Below are 16,422 nucleotides of genomic sequence, written 5' to 3'. Positions count from 1 at the left end.
TTACACCGGGTCCTTGTCGGCCACTGCCGGCGCAGCGACGGCTTTATCAACCCGTTCGGCCGCGCTGTCCCGTCGTGATTGATCCAGCAGATCGTTCAGCGCGACGTGCAGTTTTTGCAACGCCCCGTGTTTATCCACCCACCAGTCGGTGGACCACAGCCGCAGCAGGTTCCAGCCCAGTCCGGTGAGAATCGCCCCGCGCACTTTGTCCCGGTCCCGGGCAGTGGCCGCGCTGTGATAGGTGGCACCGTCGCACTCGACACCCGCCAGGTAGTCGCCCGGACGATCAGGGTGAACGATGCCCAGATCGATGCGGAAACGTGACACGCCGATCTGCGGCACGACCTGCCAGCCCAGACGCCGCAGCCCTTGGGCGACCGCCTCCTCGAACGGCGAGTCATAGCCGCCGACCGAGCCTTGTATCGCCTCGGCCAGCGCTTTCGGCCCACGTTGAGCGAACTCGATGAAGTGCTTCAAATCCCGCACGGCCCGCGCGTTGGTCCGATTGAGGTCGATCATCGACGGATCGAACGAGGTGAACACCAGCATTTCCCGCCGGGACCGGGTGATGGCAACGTTGAGCCGGCGCCAGCCGCCGTCTTTGTTGAGCGGCCCGAAGTTCATTGACATCACTGGCGCACCGGGTTCGGTGGGGCCGTAACCAATGCCGAGCATGATCAGGTCACGCTCGTCGCCCTGGACCGTTTCGAGGTTCTTGACCACCACCGGCTCGGTCTGGGTGTCCTGGAAGAACGGCTCGATCTGCGGGTATTGCTTGCGGGCCGCGTCCAGCAGGTCGTTGATCAGCTTCTGCTGATCGGAGTTGAGGGTGATGATGCCGATGGAATACCCCGCCGCCACAAACCCGGGGTCGGTGAGGCGCTTGACGGTTTCATCGACGATGGCCTGGGCTTCGGCCTGGTTGTAACGCCCCTTGCCTTTCGCGTAGACGCCCTCGACCTTGCGCCACTCGACCGCACTGACGCGGGTTTCCGCGGCCGGGAAGGTGATCAGGTTGCTGTCGTAATAACGGTGATTGGAGAACGCAATCAGGCTTTCATGGCGACTGCGGTAGTGCCAGCTCAGACTGTGACTCGGCACCCCTGCCCCCAGGCATTCGTCGAGGATGCTTTCCATGTCTTCGGCGGTGTCGTCGTCACCGGCGTTCGGGCCACGGTTGAAGAAGTTGGTGGGCGGCATCTGCCGGGGGTCACCGGCGATGATCACCTGCTTGCCCCGGGCAATCGAACCAATGGCGTCCCACGGCGCGATTTGCGACGCCTCATCGAAGATCACCAGGTCGAACGGCGGCTGATCGGCGGGCAGGAACTGCGCAATCGACAACGGGCTCATGAGCATGCAAGGGGCCAGGCAATTCAGCGCATCGCCCATCTCGATCGCCAGCTGCCGGACCGGTTTGTGCCGGCGCGACTTCTGCAGCTCGTGTTTGAGAATGGCAAAGCCGCTGCTTTTGGGAATGTCGTTCTTGGACGGAATCAATCCGCAGAGTTTGGCGCGGATATAGCGCACGGTCAGTTTCGCCAGCTCGTCGTCCAGGCGCACGAAGGTGCTGATGTCACTCATGTGCTCGGCCGCGACGAAATTGCGCAGCAACGGTTCGCCGTCGATGCCCTGGGTGGCGAACCAATGGGCATAGGCCGTGACGAAGGTCTCCTCGGTGGCAGACGGCAACAGACTGCCGACTTCCAGTTCCTTGGCAAGATTGGCCAGGCCGGCCTCGGCCGCCTGTTCGCGCACCCGGCACCAGTCGCACCAGGCCTTGAGCTGCTCTTCCTGCTGCTGGATGGCAAGTGACGTCGTCCGAAGTGTCGCCACGCTCAGGGACGTTTGAGTGCTTGTGCACGCCAACCCGGCGAACAAACGCACGGCCGCCTCAACGCGGGACAACGCCTGCTGCAAGGTCGATACGGCGGTAGCGAGTTGGCCATTCGGCGCCAGCATGTCGTTCGCGTCGATTACCAGACGCGCCACGGCGCCGCGCAGGGCAACCAGGTGCTCGGGGGAGTCGGCCATCCCGATCAGCCTGCCGCGCAACCCCTCGGCCAGGGTCACGGCCTGCAGCGTGCGCACCGGGTCGCTCTTCAGCCCTTGCCAGCCAGGGATCGATTGCATGTCGCTGGCCAACGCATCCATTTCCAGCAGCTGGGCGTGCAGGCGTTCAAAAATAGCGAGGTCGCCGACGGTGTCCGGCAGGCCCGCCGCGCCACCGAGAGAGGCGAGTTTCTTCGCCACCTTTTTCTGGGCCAGCGTTCCCAGGAACCAGAACTTGCCCTCGGCGTCGTGCCACTCATTGCGCAGTTGCGCGACCGGCACACGGCGGCACGCTTCATCGGCGTAATCCAGTGACAGGGTCTCTTCAAGCTCCCGATAGCTCTCGAGCAACTGGCAACTGCGCCGGGCGGCTTCGATACGCGCGGCAGCGTCGGGTGCAAAGGCAAACGACAGGTTCAGGCCATGGGATTCAAGGATCAGGGAGACAAGATCATGCAGCTGCTGGACCTGAGCCACTTCAGCCACCGGCAACGGCACGTGGGTCAGTGCCAGCAGCCGCTCACTGGCGGCGTTCAATTCATCGAGGGACGGGGGCACTTCCCGTGCGGCACCGGCAATCTGTGCCTGCCAGGCGTTCGACCATTGGGTCTGCGCCAGGGCGCCAAACTTACCTGACAGGTCGCGGGCGGCACTGCCATTGAGTCCCAGGCGACGGGCGAGATCCAGCAACCCGGCGTACTCGGCCCCATCGTGTTCCGTGCCCGTTTCCCAGGCCAGCCTTGGCGTCTGCGGGCTGTGGTCGCGAACCACCCGGCCGATCGACTGGTGCAGGGTCAGGCCGTTGTCCCAGCGTCGGTGCAGCACGTCGACCAGCTGATTGAGCCGTGAGCGCAGGGTCTGCAACCGCGCGGCTTCACGCTCCCATTCCTCGGCGCTCAACGCTTCACTCACGTCCCAGGCGCGGTCCAGCTGCTTAAGCACTTCAACCTTCGACGCCTTGCTGGAATGCAGCTCCAGACAGAACTCGCCGAGGCCCTTTTCCGCCAGGCGCCTAAACACCACGTCAAGGGCCGCGCGTTTCTCCGCCACGAACAGCACGCGCCGGCCGAGGGCCAGGTTGTGGGCAATCATGTTGGCGATGGTCTGGGATTTACCGGTGCCGGGCGGACCGTCCATGACAAAGCTATGGGTGTTGGCCGATGCCACCACCGCTGCCACTTGCGACGAATCGGCCGGCAAGGGTGCGAACAGCTGCGCCGGCGTAACGGTCGTATCCAGACGCTCGGGCCGGGGGAATTCGGCCGAACCGGAAAAGCCTTCTCCCGCCGCTTCGGGGTCCAGCAGATGCTTGACCAGAGGGCTTTGCAGCAGCTGCGCCGCGTTGGCGTTCAGGTCTTTCCACATCAGGTATTTGGCGAACGAGAAGGTGCCCAGCACCAGTTCGGTGCTCACCTCGAATCCGGGGATATCGCGCACGGCCCGGCGCACGCTGTTCCAGATGCCGGCCACATCAATGCCGCTCCCGTCGCTGGGCAGCTCACCGTCCAGCCCGGGAATGATCAACTCGAAGTCGTGGCGCAGCAGCTCAAGCAAGGTCAGGTTGAAACGCGGCTCTTCGTCGAGCAGGCTCAGGGTGACGCCGGACAAGGCGCTTTTACGCTCGAGTTTGACCGGCAACAGAATCAGCGGCGCGGAATAGGTTTTCGGGTCGTCGGCGCTTTTCTTCCACTTCAGGAAGCCGATGGCAAGGAACAGCGTGTTGGCCCCGCCTTCCTCCAGATCGCTGCGGGCCTTGCGAAACAGGTCGATCAGCGTGGCTTCCAGCTTGACCTTCTCCAGACTGGCCAGGACTTCGCCGCGCGCCAGTGCCTGACGGGCCACTTCGTCGACCAGGCTTTCGTTGTTCTGCTGTTCATACAGGGCCTCATCGCGGCCGCCGCTTTTCAGGTCTGGGACGGCCACCACGCGGATGCGCTGACCGCTGGAGAGCAGGTCTTCGAGGGCCGCAGGGTCGGGGCACAGCAGACGCACGCCTTTGGCGCTGTCCGGCAAATGCAGCAGACGATTGCGCGTGGTCAGGTCGAGCAGTTTGCGTTGCCACAGCGTCAGTTTCCCGGCCGGGCCCGAGGCGTCTTCATTGATCTCGACATCGAACCCCGGCAGCGACGGCGCTTCCTCCAGCCCCTCAAACACAGGCGGTGCATCGTCGGCCCCATCGACCGGGACAGCTGACACCAGCGCCATCGGGCGAATCTTCTGCATCCGGGCGCGGTGCACATCCACGGCCATGATGAACTGCTCATCGTCGAGCTCCCGTTCGGCGGCAGCCACCGCACGGGAAAAGCTCGGCGCCGGCGCCTGGGTCGCCAGGGTCGTCTCGAACACCAGCATTTCTTTCAAATCGAGACGCTTGCGCACGGCCGACGCTTCATCGGTCAGCAACTGGGAAAATTCCTGCGGCTGCAACCAGACACCGGCGAACGCGTGCCCCTTGGTCATGACCAGCAACGCATTCAACCCGGCCTGCTCCAGCGCGGCCGCGAACAACAGTGCGGTATCCAGGCACGTCGCCACGCCGTTTTCCAGCACCACACTCGGCGGTCGGATTTTCTGGCCCTGCTGCTCGAAACTGGCGGGCGGCAGCGCATAGCTCAATTGAAAGCTGCACACCCCCGACCAAATGGCGGAGGCCAGCTCCCAGGTGCGGGTGCGGGATTTGCTTTCGTAGCCGTCGATGCCGTCTTTCTTGCCGGCACGGCGCAAGACCTGCGAGGCGGCTTTGAGCACCCGGTCCACTGCGGGGTCGTTGGGCATGCAGAACGCGGCGAGCAACTCCGGCATCGCGCTCAACCCGCCCCATTCGGTGCGGGCGAGCAGTTCGGTGGGGAAGCGCTGCTCGACGAGCACCGTCTCGCCCTGGGACACGTGCATGACCACGTCGGCGTTCAGGCTTTCCGTCAGGCCGGACAGGTAACCGGCGTTCAGCTTGATGTCGCGATCAGAGACGCTGAGGCGATCACCGGGATGGATGCGGTCAATATTCCAGCTTCGGCTTTCAACGAAGTCCGGGTCAGTGCTTAAGGTCAGTACCAGGTTTTCAAGGGTGGTTTCTTCCTGGTTCCAGAGGCTCAATTCGCGCACGAGGGGAACGGCATTCTGGTGGGAGGCGAAGCCGATCTTGCGGGCGATCAGCGCTTCAATCTTGATGTTCATTCACGGGATCCTGAAGCTACGAGCGCAGGCCTCCTGTAGAGGCCGCCAAATGGCGCCTATAGTCCATGAGTAATCGATGGTTGTGAACGTGTTTATCGGCTAATCAGCCAGCCGGGCATTTTGCAGGGGCGCCAGCGCAGCGGTCCGCGAGGCCCCGGCTTACGGCCCGCGCCAGGGCTTCACTGCCTGCGCGTGCCTTTGCTGCCGGCCCGGGAGATGTCCCCCCAGCGGCGCACCAGGTAGTTGTGTTCATCCATCACGGCATTCCACACCGCAATGTGGCCCATGCGCTGCTCGTAAGAGCCGCCATCGCGCACTTCGCCGATGTCGATCAGCGGCAAGCCGTCGCTGCCCATCAGCTGTTCCCGGGCGGGCAGCCCGGCGTACCAGTAATCCCACTCGGCCGCACTCAGGTGTTCGCGGCTGCGCGCCGGGTTGCCGATGTAATAACCCTGGCGGGCCATGACCGCGCCGGGCCAGCCGGACAGCCACCAGTTCAGGTACGCATAGGCCGCATCGAGTACCGCGCCCTTGGCATGGCGTGACAGGGACAACCCGCCGAACCAGCCGCGATAGCCCTCACGCGGGACGGCGACCCGGTATTTCACGCCGGCGCGATGCAAGCGCACCAGGGTCGGCGACCATAGGCTCTGGATATCGATGGTCGGGTGCAACATCAGCTCCGCCGCTTCTTCATCGTCAGACCAGAACGCGCCGAACATGCCCTGCCCCTGCTTGCGCACGAGGATGTCGGCCAGCACGTCGATCTCTTCGATGCTCAGGTTGCCGATGTCGTTGAACTGCGCCAGCCCGGCGCCTTGCACCGCCAGTGCAGCGTCCAGCGCGCCAATGGCCGCGTCGCTTTGCAGCGCCACCCGCCCGCACCACGCCGGATCAACCAGCCAGCCCCAGCTCTCGTCCGCCGAACTGAAACCGGCGGGAAGGCGCTCGGGTCGATAGGCGAAACTGTCGGCGTTGTGGGTCAGCGGCAACATGCTGATCCGTTCACTTACCGCGCTGCCGAGGCTGCCGTCGTGCTGCACGAACAGGCGCTCGCTGGGCACGCTGCCGCTGCCGAGCCGGTCACTGGCCGACAGCCTGCCGCGCTTGGGCAAGTCATTGATCTCGTGCCACAAAGCGACACGGCGGGTGTCGATGGGCTGGATGGCGCGGGCGGGCCAGACGAAATCCACGTTGTGGAACCACTGGTCATAGAGGTCGTAGCTGTCGGGCTGCATAACCGCGATGCGCTGGGCGGTCTGCACGTCATGCACCTGATACACCAGCTTGATGCCCAGGTCCTCTTCGGCGCGAACCCGCAGGGATTCAAGCAGCGTCACCGAAGTGCCCAGGACCCGCAGCGTCACCGTCATGCCAGCGCTTCCCGGGGCGCCGGCGCCAGGCGGTCGGTGAACGCCTCGAAGGAGCGGCGCAGCAGCGCGGTGTCCAGTCCGCGCACGATAAACACCAATCGCGAACGATGGTCATCGCCAGGCCATGCAGGGAGATGCACCGGCGCATGCAGGCAATGCTGCACACCATGAATGACGACGGGGGCATGGCTGTTGTTCACGTTAAGCAGTCCTTTGACGCGCAGGATTCGTTCGCCGTGGCATCTTAGCAGCATGGACAGCCAGACCCCGAAAGCGACCCAGTCCAACGGACGTTCGAAGGTCAGGCAGCAGACCTGCGCTTCGCCGTGGCGGGCGGGTGTCGAGCGCACGGCCATCAGGTGCCAGCGCGCGACTTCCTGCGCGGGATCAGGGCTGTGCAGCCCGTCACCGAGCAGCAGCTGATCGCCGCTCTGAATGGCATCCGTGGTCAGCACCGGCGCGGGGTTGATCGACTGCAAACGCCGCTGCAGCGATCGCAGCGCATCGTCATCGGCGAGGTCGGCCTTGCTGATCAGCAGTCGGTCGGCGGCGGCGACTTGGGCCATCCATTCCGGGTGCAGGCGCTCCTGCAGCGCGGCATGGCTGGCATCGACCACCGTCACCACCAGACCAATGTGCACCCGCCCGCGCAGGTGCGGGTCATTGTTGATGGTGGCGAGAATGGGCGCCGGATCGGCCAGGCCCGTGGTCTCCAGCAGGATGCGTCGGAACGCGGGCACTTCACCTTTTGCCCGGCGCTGGAGCAAGTCGGTCAGGGCATCGCGCAATTCGCCGCTAATCGAGCAACAGACGCAGCCGCTGGGCAGCAGGACGGTGTCCGGCGCGACCTCTTCCACCAGCAGGTGATCGATGCCAACGTCGCCGAACTCATTGATCAGCAGTGCCGTGTCGCCGAGGGTTTCGCCCTGCAGCAGGCGCTTGAGCAAGGTGGTCTTGCCGCTGCCGAGAAAACCGGTGATGACGTTCAGGCCGATGCTCATGGGTACTGCTCCAGGTGGTCCAGCAGTCGTTCATCCAGTGGATCCAGCGGGCGGCCGATCAACTGCTCGGCCCGTTGCCACAGTTGGTCGAGACCGCTGGCCAGTTCCTGCTTGCCGGTGGCGCCGAGCAGCAGGTAGGAGACGCCCTGAAAGTCCTCGACCTTCAGACGAAACGGCGCCACCACCTTGTTGATCGCGGCGATCCGGCGCAGGCGTTCGCGGCGACGGGGCAATTCGTCGCCCAGCGGGTCGCTCCAGTGCACGTCTTCACCCAGCAGGCCGCAGAGTCCACACATGGTTAGTTGCTCCTGCTTTATTTGGTGATGAGCTATTCGCGGCTATGTTCTTTGTGCTTGGGCATCAAGGCATCACATCGCCGGAATTGGGCCCCAGGGTCTGGCCGACGAACAGGTTGCCTCCCGGCTCGCTGGCCAGCAGCACGGCGACGGGCGCCACTTCTTCCGCCAGACCAAAACGCCCCAGGGGCAGCTCCGCCGCCTTGGCGGTTTTCCAGGCGCTGCTGATCCCGGCCACCAGCGGCGTTTCGATCGGGCCCGGCGCAATGGCGTTGACCAGCACGTTGTCCTTGGCCACTTCCAGGGCGAGGGATTTGCTGAAGCCGATCACCCCGGCCTTGGCCGCCGCGTAATGGGTCAGCTCGGCGCCGCCCTTGATGCCCAGCTGTGACGCGACGTTAATGATGCGTCCCCAGCGCTGCGCCAGCATATGCGGCAAGGCGCGCTGACTGGCGATGAACACGCTGGTGAGGTCGACCCGCAGCATGTCATTCCACATGTCCAGGGTCAGGTCGACACAGCGGGCCTGGGTGAGCATGCCGGCGTTGTTGACCAGAATATCGATGCCGCCAAAGTGCTGAACGCAGGCGTCGACGCCGGCCTGCGCGCCCTCGACGGTGCCGACATCAGCGACGCTTTCGACCACCTCGACGCCCAACTCGCGGCAGTGCTGGGCGGTGTTCGCCAGGGTGACGGCGTCGCGGTCGGCCAGGACCAGCCGCGCGCCCTGCTCGGCATACGCCCGGGCGATGGCGGCGCCGATGCCGCTGCCTGCGCCGGTAATCACCGCGCGTTTATTGACCAGTTGCATGGTGTTTCCTCTTTCAGTCTGCGGCTTGTGGCGCAATCAATAGCGGATCGGCGCTACGCCCTACTCCGGCCAACGCACGGTCAGGCCGCCATCGATGACGATGCTTTGTCCGGTGAGATAGCTGGACTCGTCGCTGCACAGGAAGCGCACCAGCGAGGCGACTTCATCGGCCCGGCCGACACGGCCCAGCGGGATGGCACGGGCCGCTTTGGCGAGGCCTTCCGGTCCGAGTGAGTTTTTGCTGTCCAGCGATTGCGGTGTCTCGATCAACCCCGGGATCACGGCGTTGCAGCGAATCCCCCGGGGCGCCAGTTCCACCGCCAGCGAGCGGCACAACCCGGGCACCCCGGCTTTGGCCGCGGCGTAGTGCGAGTGGTCCTGCCAGCCATAGACGCCCCCGGCAATCGACGAAATGGCGACCAGGGAGCCGCCCTCGCCCATGTGCCGGGCCGCCGCGCGGAAAGTGCGCATCACACCGGTGAGGTCGACATCGAGCATCTCGTTCCAGCGTTCGTCGGTCATTTCCAGCAACGGCGCCCGGCGCAGCAGGCCGGCATTGGCGACCGCGTAATCGATGCGGCCAAACCGGCTGATCGCCTGCTCGGCCAGGGCGTCAACCGAGGCCGTCCGGGTCACGTCCAGCTCCGCCATTAGGCATTCGCCGCCGGCGTCGGCGACCAGCCGCGCCGTGATCTCGGGGTCATGGGGGTCGGCCGGGTAATAGCCGCCCACCACGGCAACGCCCTTGTGCGCGAACGCCACCGCCAGGGCCTGGCCGATCCCGCTGGCGGCCCCGGTAATCAACGCTACGGTGCGAGTCATGTTCAGCTCCTTATTGGACGGTTGCTATTGGACGGATTCGGGGCGCACATGGCGGGCGGCGAACATCAGTACACCGGACAGAAAGCACGGCACGGCGCCGAAATACAGCGCCGACGTCTGCCAGTCGCCGCCAGCGCTCAGTACCGAAGTCGCGCCAAAACCCGCGACCACCGCGCCAATCGGGCCCATGGCGTGGATGATCGCGCCACCGGTGGCGCGGATGCTGGTCGGGAAGCTTTCGCTGATGAAAAACAGGGCCGCAGAATACGGACCGATCAGGAAGAACAGCCCGAGGCTGTACAGGCCGACCACCGTGGGCATGTTGCTGGGGCCGAAGAGCATGCCGGTGAACGACAGACCACCGAGCATCCAGCCCAGGCCGATGACGTTGCGCCGGCCGATCTTGTCGCCCATCCAGCCGTGGCTCAGGTAGCCGCAATAGCCGACCAGGTTCGACAGCACCAGAATGATCAGCGAGTTCTCGAAGGAGATGTGGTGCACGCTGACGATCACCGAGGTGCCCAATACGCTGAACACTTGAATGGCCGCCCAGTTGAGCAGGATCGCTGCGCCGATCACCAGCGTGGCGCGCCGCGAGGTGCCCCGGAACGCTGCACCGATCCCAGCCGTGCGATGCTCTTCGTAGTCCACGCCGTAGGTCATCGCCACTTGCCTGGCCTGCTCAGCCTCGCCGGCCTTGCGCAGTTGGGTGATGCGCTGGTGAATCTGGAACTGCGGGCTCTCCTTGAGCTTGCGTGCCATGAACGCGATCACCAGCGCCGGGGTCGCGGCGAAGACGAAGCAGCCCTGCCAGCCGATAATAGGCAGCAGCACCGCGGTCAATCCGGCGGCAATCAATGCGCCGACCGGCCAGCCGCCCTGCACCAGGCTGTAGATGAAGCCACGGCGTTTGGCCAGGCGCGGGTCCTCGGAGGCCGCATAGATTTCGCTGAGGTACGTGGCGTTAACGGTTTCTTCGGCGTACCCCAGCCCGCTCAGAGAGCGGATCAGGATCAGCGGCGACTTGCCCCATGACCCGCCCAGCGCCGTCAGCGCCGAGCAGATCGCGGAACCGGTGACCGTGAAAATGATGCCCATGCGTCGACCGAGACGGTCCACCAACGGCCCGATGGCCAGGGCGATGACCGCCGTGCCGACCGCAGCCCAGGTGGCGATTTCCGCCTGTTCCGCTTCGCCCCACTGAAAGTGCCGACCGATTTCCGGCAGCAAGGTGCCGAACAGGATGAAGTCGTACACCGCAAAGACCCACGCGAAAAAAGCGATCCAGGTGGCGTAGCGCACTTGCTCGGAAGTCAGTTGCTGGGGTTTCCAGCCAGTCAGATCAAGCTTGTTGTAGATGGACATGGGTCACGCCTCGGAATGAAGGGCCAATCAGCTGTGGCGAGGGTTACGGCGGACGAAGTCATCGGCGATTTCGTCGAACGTGACAAACTTGACGCCGGCATGGCTCTGGATGTGCTCGATCAGACGCTCCAGCATGAGCAGCACTTGCGGACGACCGGAGACGTCCGGGTGGATGGTCATGGTGAACACGGCGTGCTCGTGCTCGCGGTAGACCCAGTCGAACTGATCGCGCCACATCTCTTCCAGATGGCGCGGGTTGACGAAGCCGTGGCTGTTGGGCGCCTTTTTGATGAACATCATCGGCGGCAGGTCATCGAGGTACCAGTTGGCCGGAATCTCCACCAGGTCGGTTTCCTGACCGCGCACCAGCGGTTTCATCCAGGTGTCGGGGTGCTGGGTGTAATCGATCTTGGTCCAGCTGTCGCCCACGCGGACGTAGTACGGATGGAAGTCGTTGTGCATCAGACTGTGGTCGTACTTGATGCCCTTCTTGAGCAGCAACTCGTTGGTGACCTTGCTGAACTCCCACCAGGGTGCGACGTAGCCGGTCGGGCGTTTGCCGGTCATTTGGGTGATCAGCTCGATGGACTTATCGAGCACGATTTCTTCCTGCTCGGGGGTCATGGCGATGGGGTTTTCGTGGCTGTAGCCGTGCACCCCGATCTCGTGACCGGCGTCGAACACGGCCTTCATCTGCTCGGGAAACGTCTCCATCGAGTGACCGGGGACGAACCAGGTGGTGCGCAGGCCGTAGCGCTCGAACAGCTTGAGCAGCCGCGGCGCACCCACCTCGCCCGCGAACAGGCCACGGGAAATATCGTCAGGCGAATCTTCGCCACCGTAGGAACCCAACCAGCCTGCCACGGCGTCGACGTCGACACCGAAGGCGCACAGAATTTCTTTAGCCATCATCGTTCTCCAGCGGAGTTATCGGATCCTTCGTTTCGGGACGTGCGCAACGCGGCCTCAACGGCCAGCGCTGCGCGTAATAAACGTGAGTCTTCGCCACACGGCGCGCTGATCAACAGGCCCGTAGGCAGGCCGAGCGCGTCGCAGCCGCTGGGCAGCGACACGCCCGGCATGTCCAGCAAACTGCCCGGCATGGTCAGGCGCAACGTGGCCAGATTGGTGCGGATGAACAGGTCATCGTCGCTGAGCAATGGCGCAAGCGGCGGCGCCACATGGGCCACGCTCGGGGTGATCAGAAAGGCGCCATCGAGTTCGTCGCTCATCTGTTGCTGAAGGCGCTCGCGGGCGTTGTAGAGGTTGATCAAGTGGCTGGCCGGGAACGCCCGCGCCGCTTCAAGACGGCGTCGTACGCGAGGGTCGAGTTGCGCGGCCGCGTCGCTGTCGAGCAAGGCCTGATGCAGGGCGAACGCTTCCGCCGCACCGAGCCAGCCTTGCTGCTGGATCAGATCAAGCGTGGCCTGAAAGGCAGGCGACGGACGCACCTCGATCAATGCGCCCTGGGCCTGCACCGCACTCACACCGCGCAGCAAATTGTCACGCACCGCGGGCTCGACGCGATCATCCTCAAGGACAGCCTGATCGACCCAAAACCGCTGGCCGGCCAGCGGGCGTGGCAGCAAAGAGGTCGATTTCGTGCGACCCCGCAGAATGTCGTCAATGGCGATCGCATCGCGCACGCTGCGTGTCAGCGGGCCAAGGCTGTCGAGGCTGTGCGCGAGGGGAAAGACCCCGTCGCGGCTGTAGCGCCGGCAACTGCTGCGAAAGCCCACCAGGCCGTTGAAGGCGGCCGGGATGCGGATCGAGCCGGCCGTGTCAGTGCCCATGGCGACCGGGACGATGCCCGCCGCAACCGCCACCGCCGAGCCGGACGAGGAGCCGCCCGGAATACGCGGCTGGTCATGCCCGAGCGGATTGTGCGGCGTGCCGAAATGGGGGTTCAGGCCCAGGCCCGAGTAGGCGAATTCACTGAGGTTGGTCTTCCCGACGCTGACCATCCCGGCCCGTGACAGCAGGCCGACGGTCTGCGCGTCCAGCAGCGCCGGCGCGACATCACGGCGCACCGCCGCGCCTGCAGTGGTCGGGCTGCCGGCCACGTCAAACAGGTCTTTCCAGGCGATGGGCACACCGTCCAGCACGCTCGCGGGTTGCCCGGCCTTCCAGCGCGCCGCCGAGGCTTGAGCTTCGCGACGCGCCCGGTGGGTGGAGAAGGAAATAAACACGTCATCGACTGCAGCGGCCTGGTTCAGTACCGCGTCCAGGGCCTGCACGGGGTCGCTTCGGCCACTGGCGAAATCTTGTGCCATGGCCAGTGCGTCGGCGAGTAACGGATCCGGGAGGCGAGCGTCGGACATTTCATCTACCTTTAATGTACATATTCGGGAAATGTACATTTAGCAAAGGCAGAAAGCGTGCCAGAGTAGGCGTACGCTGATATCTGGAACGACCCGATGGACAAGTCTTCGGGCCAGGACGGCCGCGCTAGATACGTTGCCAGGCTTTTGAAGCTGACCGAAGGTGTGGTTTTACGAGCGTGAGGTGATGAGCGGCCTCAATAATGGATATTTACGAAAAGGTACGTTTTAGTGCAGAAAAGTAACAACGGCTCCAATACCGTGCGTTCTGACGTGACCCGCAGTGACAACCTGTCTTGTGCGAGAATCGCCGCCCGCCTCTCGAGAAGTGTATGAAATCGATGTCCGTCGAGGATTCCCGCACCCCGTCCCGCTACGCCACGATCCGGCAGGTCCTGCGCGATGCCATCGTCAACGGTGACGTGGCTGAAGGCTTGGTGCTGCTCGAGGCGCCGCTGGCAGAGCTGTTCGGCACCAGCCGGGTGCCGGTGCGTCGGGCGCTGGACCTGCTCCATGAAGAAGGCCTGATCAGCCGATTCAACGGACGCGGTTATCTGGTCAATCCCGACGGCACCCACGTGGAGCCGCTACGACTGGCCCTGACCCACCACCAATTGGGTCTGGACAGCAGTGAAGAACTGGTCGACACCCGCCCGCTGGGGGAACGGATTTACGAGGAAATCGGCGCGGCGCTGTCGACCTGTATCGCGTTCGGTCATTACCGGCTCGACGAGCAGATTGCCGCCGAACACTATGGTGTGAGCCGGGCCGTGGTGCGCGAGGCGCTGATGCGTCTGCGTGATCGGGGGCTGGTAGAGAAAGAACCCTACTCCCAATGGCTGGCCGGGCCGCTTACGGCTCGGGAGGTGACCGAAGACTACGAGCTGCGCGCCTGCCTGGAGCCTGAAGCGTTGCGCCAGACCGCACCGGGACTGAGCCGCGACGACCTGGTCGCCATGCTTGCGCGGGTCGAAGCGGCGCAGAATAACCCGCAGTGCAGCCTGGCGGACATCGAGCGATTGGAGGAGGACCTGCATCACCACTGCCTGGCCGGCATCACCAACCGCAAGATCGCGACGTTGATCCGCCAGGGCCAGAGCCCGATGATCATCAGCCGGATTTTCTATAGCCAATTGGGTATCGGCCCTGACGACGCGATGCTGGCCGAACACCGTCTGATCCTGGAATTGCTGCTGCACGGCGCCTTCGATGCCGCCGCGCTCAACCTCAAAGAGCACCTCAACCGCGCCAGCCAACGGATGCTGCAGCGGCTGAAAGTCCTGTCCGTGCTGCCTGAGCAGCCCGTGCCGGCGTATCTGACCCGACTCAGTTGAAGAAGAGCGGGCATGCGCGGAGTAGGACCGGCTTTAGCCGGGAAAGCGTCAGAGGCAACAACTCAGAATTGTTAGCGTACGCACCGACCTCTTCCCGGCTAAAGCCAGTCCCACTGAAATCAAAAGCAGCCGCCACACCGCGCGCATTGGTGGGACCGGCGTTAGCCGGGATGGCTTCAGGTGCAACACCGCAGAATTGATGGCTTACGCACCAACCTCTTCCCGGCTGAAGCCAGTCCCACTGAAATCAAAAGCAGTCGCCACACTGCGCGCATTCGTAGGACCGGCGTTAGCCGGGATGGCTTCAGGTGCAACACCGCAGAATTGATGGCTTACGCACCAACCTCTTCCCGGCTGAAGCCAGTCCCACTGAACTCAAAAGCAGTCGCCACACTGCGCGCATTCGTAGGACCGGCTTCAGCCGGGAAGGCGTCAGAGGCAACACCTCGGAATCGTTAGCGTACGCACCGACCTCTTCCCGGCTGAAGCCAGTCCCACTGAAATCAAAAGCAGTCGCCACACCCCGCGCATTCGTAGGACCGGCTTTAGCCGGGAAGGCGTCAGAGGCAACACCGCACTCACTCCGCCCGCATCACCCGATTGCGCCCCTCCTCCTTGCCCTCATACAAACGCTGATCCGCCCGGTTCAGCGCATCCCGGAACGTCTCGCCGTCTTTCAGGATGGCCACCGCAAGGGTCGCGCTGAGGGTCAGGCTCATCTGTCTGATCTCCCCGGCCTCCTCGCGAATGTGCGTCAGTATCCGCTCGGCGATCAGCCGCGCATCCTCGAAGGTGGTGTTGGGCATCAACACCAGAAACTCCTCGCCGCCCCAGCGCGCGGCGATGTCGGTGGTGCGCACGCACCGGGCGATGACGTCGGCCACCTGTTGCAGCACCACATCGCCCAGGTCGTGACCGTGCTGGTCGTTGATCTGCTTGAAATGATCGATGTCGATCAGCACCAGCGCCGTGGGTATCTCGCGGCGGCCCCCGCCCAACTGACGCAAGCGCTGCAGCACTCGCCGCCGGGTGTAGAGGTTGGTCAGGCTGTCGCGGTGAGCGGAGTGATAGAGGTTCATGTGCATGGACAGGTTGAAACGCACCGACAGCGCCGTGGCGTGAAGCAACAACGCTGTGGCGGTCAATGCGTTGGCGGCGCCGAACAGGTCCTGGGCGTGTTCGCTGACGCTGATCACCGGCACTTTGTTGCGCATGAGGTACCCGCCCACCGTGACAATTAGCACGGCAGCGCTCAGACAGCCGCGGCGTGCCGGCGAGGAATGAAAGCCGAAGGCGATGATCGGCACGATGCAGAAGACGTACAGATGGAAGTTGCTGTCCCAGCCCAGAACCCAGGTGGCGATGGCCGCATGGGCGATGATTTCGAGGCAGATCAGCATGCCGGCGCATCGATACAGGCGACGTTTGATCGCCAGCAGACAGGCGATGTACGCCGCGACGCTCACTGCATTGGTGACCCACATCACGGGCAGATCCACAATCAAAAACAGACCGAGCAGGAGCACGTGGAGCCCGAAAGCAATCTGCACGATCGGGATGATGTGTTTCCAGTATTCGACGGTGGCTTCCCGAGTGACCTGAGTGCGGTCATCGGCGGTGAGGGTATTCATCAGGATGTCTCGGAAAAAATAAGTACGGTGGCATGGTCGGTTGCTAAGGACAGTGTGCGGGGTGACGCGATATCGCGATTCCGAATAGCACTAATTCCAATTTAGTCTGCTTGCAGGCCTTTGAATTTCCGGCATTTTTAAAGTTTAGGCATTTTGCCAGCATTTTATTTTTCGCCTGCATAAAACTAATTAAAAAGCCCGAGTGTCATTGAATTACGCGCAAGGACTCTTGCGTTCTGCCA

11 protein-coding genes are annotated in these 16,422 nt (G+C 63.8%); 1 reads left to right on the top strand and 10 read right to left on the bottom strand.

The window, feature by feature from the left end; all coding sequences use genetic code 11:
- From SLW74_RS11065 to SLW74_RS11025, 9 genes are all read right to left on the bottom strand, one after another.
- Positions 1-5,226 carry a DUF4011 domain-containing protein gene (locus tag SLW74_RS11065; RefSeq protein WP_410928879.1) on the bottom strand — a complete coding sequence of 1,742 codons (5,226 nt, stop codon included), beginning with the start codon at positions 5,224-5,226 and terminating at the stop codon, positions 1-3.
- 179 nt (positions 5,227-5,405) lie between these two features.
- The gene (locus SLW74_RS11060) at positions 5,406-6,599 is read right to left on the bottom strand and encodes an ABC transporter substrate-binding protein (protein WP_410928878.1); all 1,194 of its coding nucleotides are present in this window, start codon (positions 6,597-6,599) and stop codon (positions 5,406-5,408) included.
- Positions 6,596-7,600, bottom strand: a complete 1,005-nt coding sequence (locus SLW74_RS11055; RefSeq protein ID WP_410928877.1) for a CobW family GTP-binding protein — start codon at positions 7,598-7,600, stop codon at positions 6,596-6,598. The genes SLW74_RS11060 and SLW74_RS11055 overlap by 4 nt, the downstream gene beginning before the upstream one ends.
- Positions 7,597-7,896 carry a hypothetical protein gene (locus SLW74_RS11050; protein WP_410928876.1) on the bottom strand — a complete coding sequence of 100 codons (300 nt, stop codon included), beginning with the start codon at positions 7,894-7,896 and terminating at the stop codon, positions 7,597-7,599. Before SLW74_RS11050 ends, SLW74_RS11055 begins: the two co-directional genes overlap by 4 nt.
- A gap of 64 nt (positions 7,897-7,960) precedes the next feature.
- A complete protein-coding gene (locus tag SLW74_RS11045; RefSeq protein ID WP_065988816.1) occupies positions 7,961-8,707 on the bottom strand; it encodes an SDR family NAD(P)-dependent oxidoreductase in 747 nt (248 codons plus the stop codon).
- A gap of 60 nt (positions 8,708-8,767) precedes the next feature.
- Positions 8,768-9,529, bottom strand: coding sequence for an SDR family NAD(P)-dependent oxidoreductase (locus SLW74_RS11040; RefSeq protein WP_192130289.1), 762 nt, complete (start codon positions 9,527-9,529; stop codon positions 8,768-8,770).
- A gap of 24 nt (positions 9,530-9,553) precedes the next feature.
- On the bottom strand, positions 9,554-10,894 hold the full coding sequence (locus tag SLW74_RS11035) for an MFS transporter (RefSeq protein WP_410928875.1): 1,341 nt from the start codon (positions 10,892-10,894) through the stop codon (positions 9,554-9,556).
- Positions 10,895-10,921: 27 nt separating this feature from the next.
- Positions 10,922-11,803 (bottom strand): polysaccharide deacetylase family protein, encoded by an 882-nt coding sequence (locus SLW74_RS11030; RefSeq protein ID WP_065988813.1) that lies wholly within the window; start codon positions 11,801-11,803, stop codon positions 10,922-10,924.
- Positions 11,803-13,215 (bottom strand): amidase, encoded by a 1,413-nt coding sequence (locus SLW74_RS11025; protein ID WP_410928874.1) that lies wholly within the window; start codon positions 13,213-13,215, stop codon positions 11,803-11,805. Before SLW74_RS11025 ends, SLW74_RS11030 begins: the two co-directional genes overlap by 1 nt.
- A 341-nt stretch (positions 13,216-13,556) precedes the next feature.
- Here SLW74_RS11025 and SLW74_RS11020 point away from each other — a divergent pair, with 341 nt between their 5' ends.
- Entirely contained in the window at positions 13,557-14,549 is a 993-nt protein-coding gene (locus tag SLW74_RS11020) for a GntR family transcriptional regulator (RefSeq protein WP_410929049.1), read from the top strand.
- 578 nt (positions 14,550-15,127) lie between these two features.
- Here the strand turns inward: SLW74_RS11020 and SLW74_RS11015 are convergent.
- Positions 15,128-16,180, bottom strand: coding sequence for a GGDEF domain-containing protein (locus SLW74_RS11015; RefSeq protein WP_410928873.1), 1,053 nt, complete (start codon positions 16,178-16,180; stop codon positions 15,128-15,130).
- Positions 16,181-16,422 lie beyond the last annotated feature (242 nt).

The organism is Pseudomonas sp. W5-36 (assembly GCF_046540455.1).
Classification (GTDB): Bacteria; Pseudomonadota; Gammaproteobacteria; order Pseudomonadales; family Pseudomonadaceae; genus Aquipseudomonas; species Aquipseudomonas graminis_B.
This window is presented reverse-complemented; position numbering and strand designations above follow the sequence as displayed.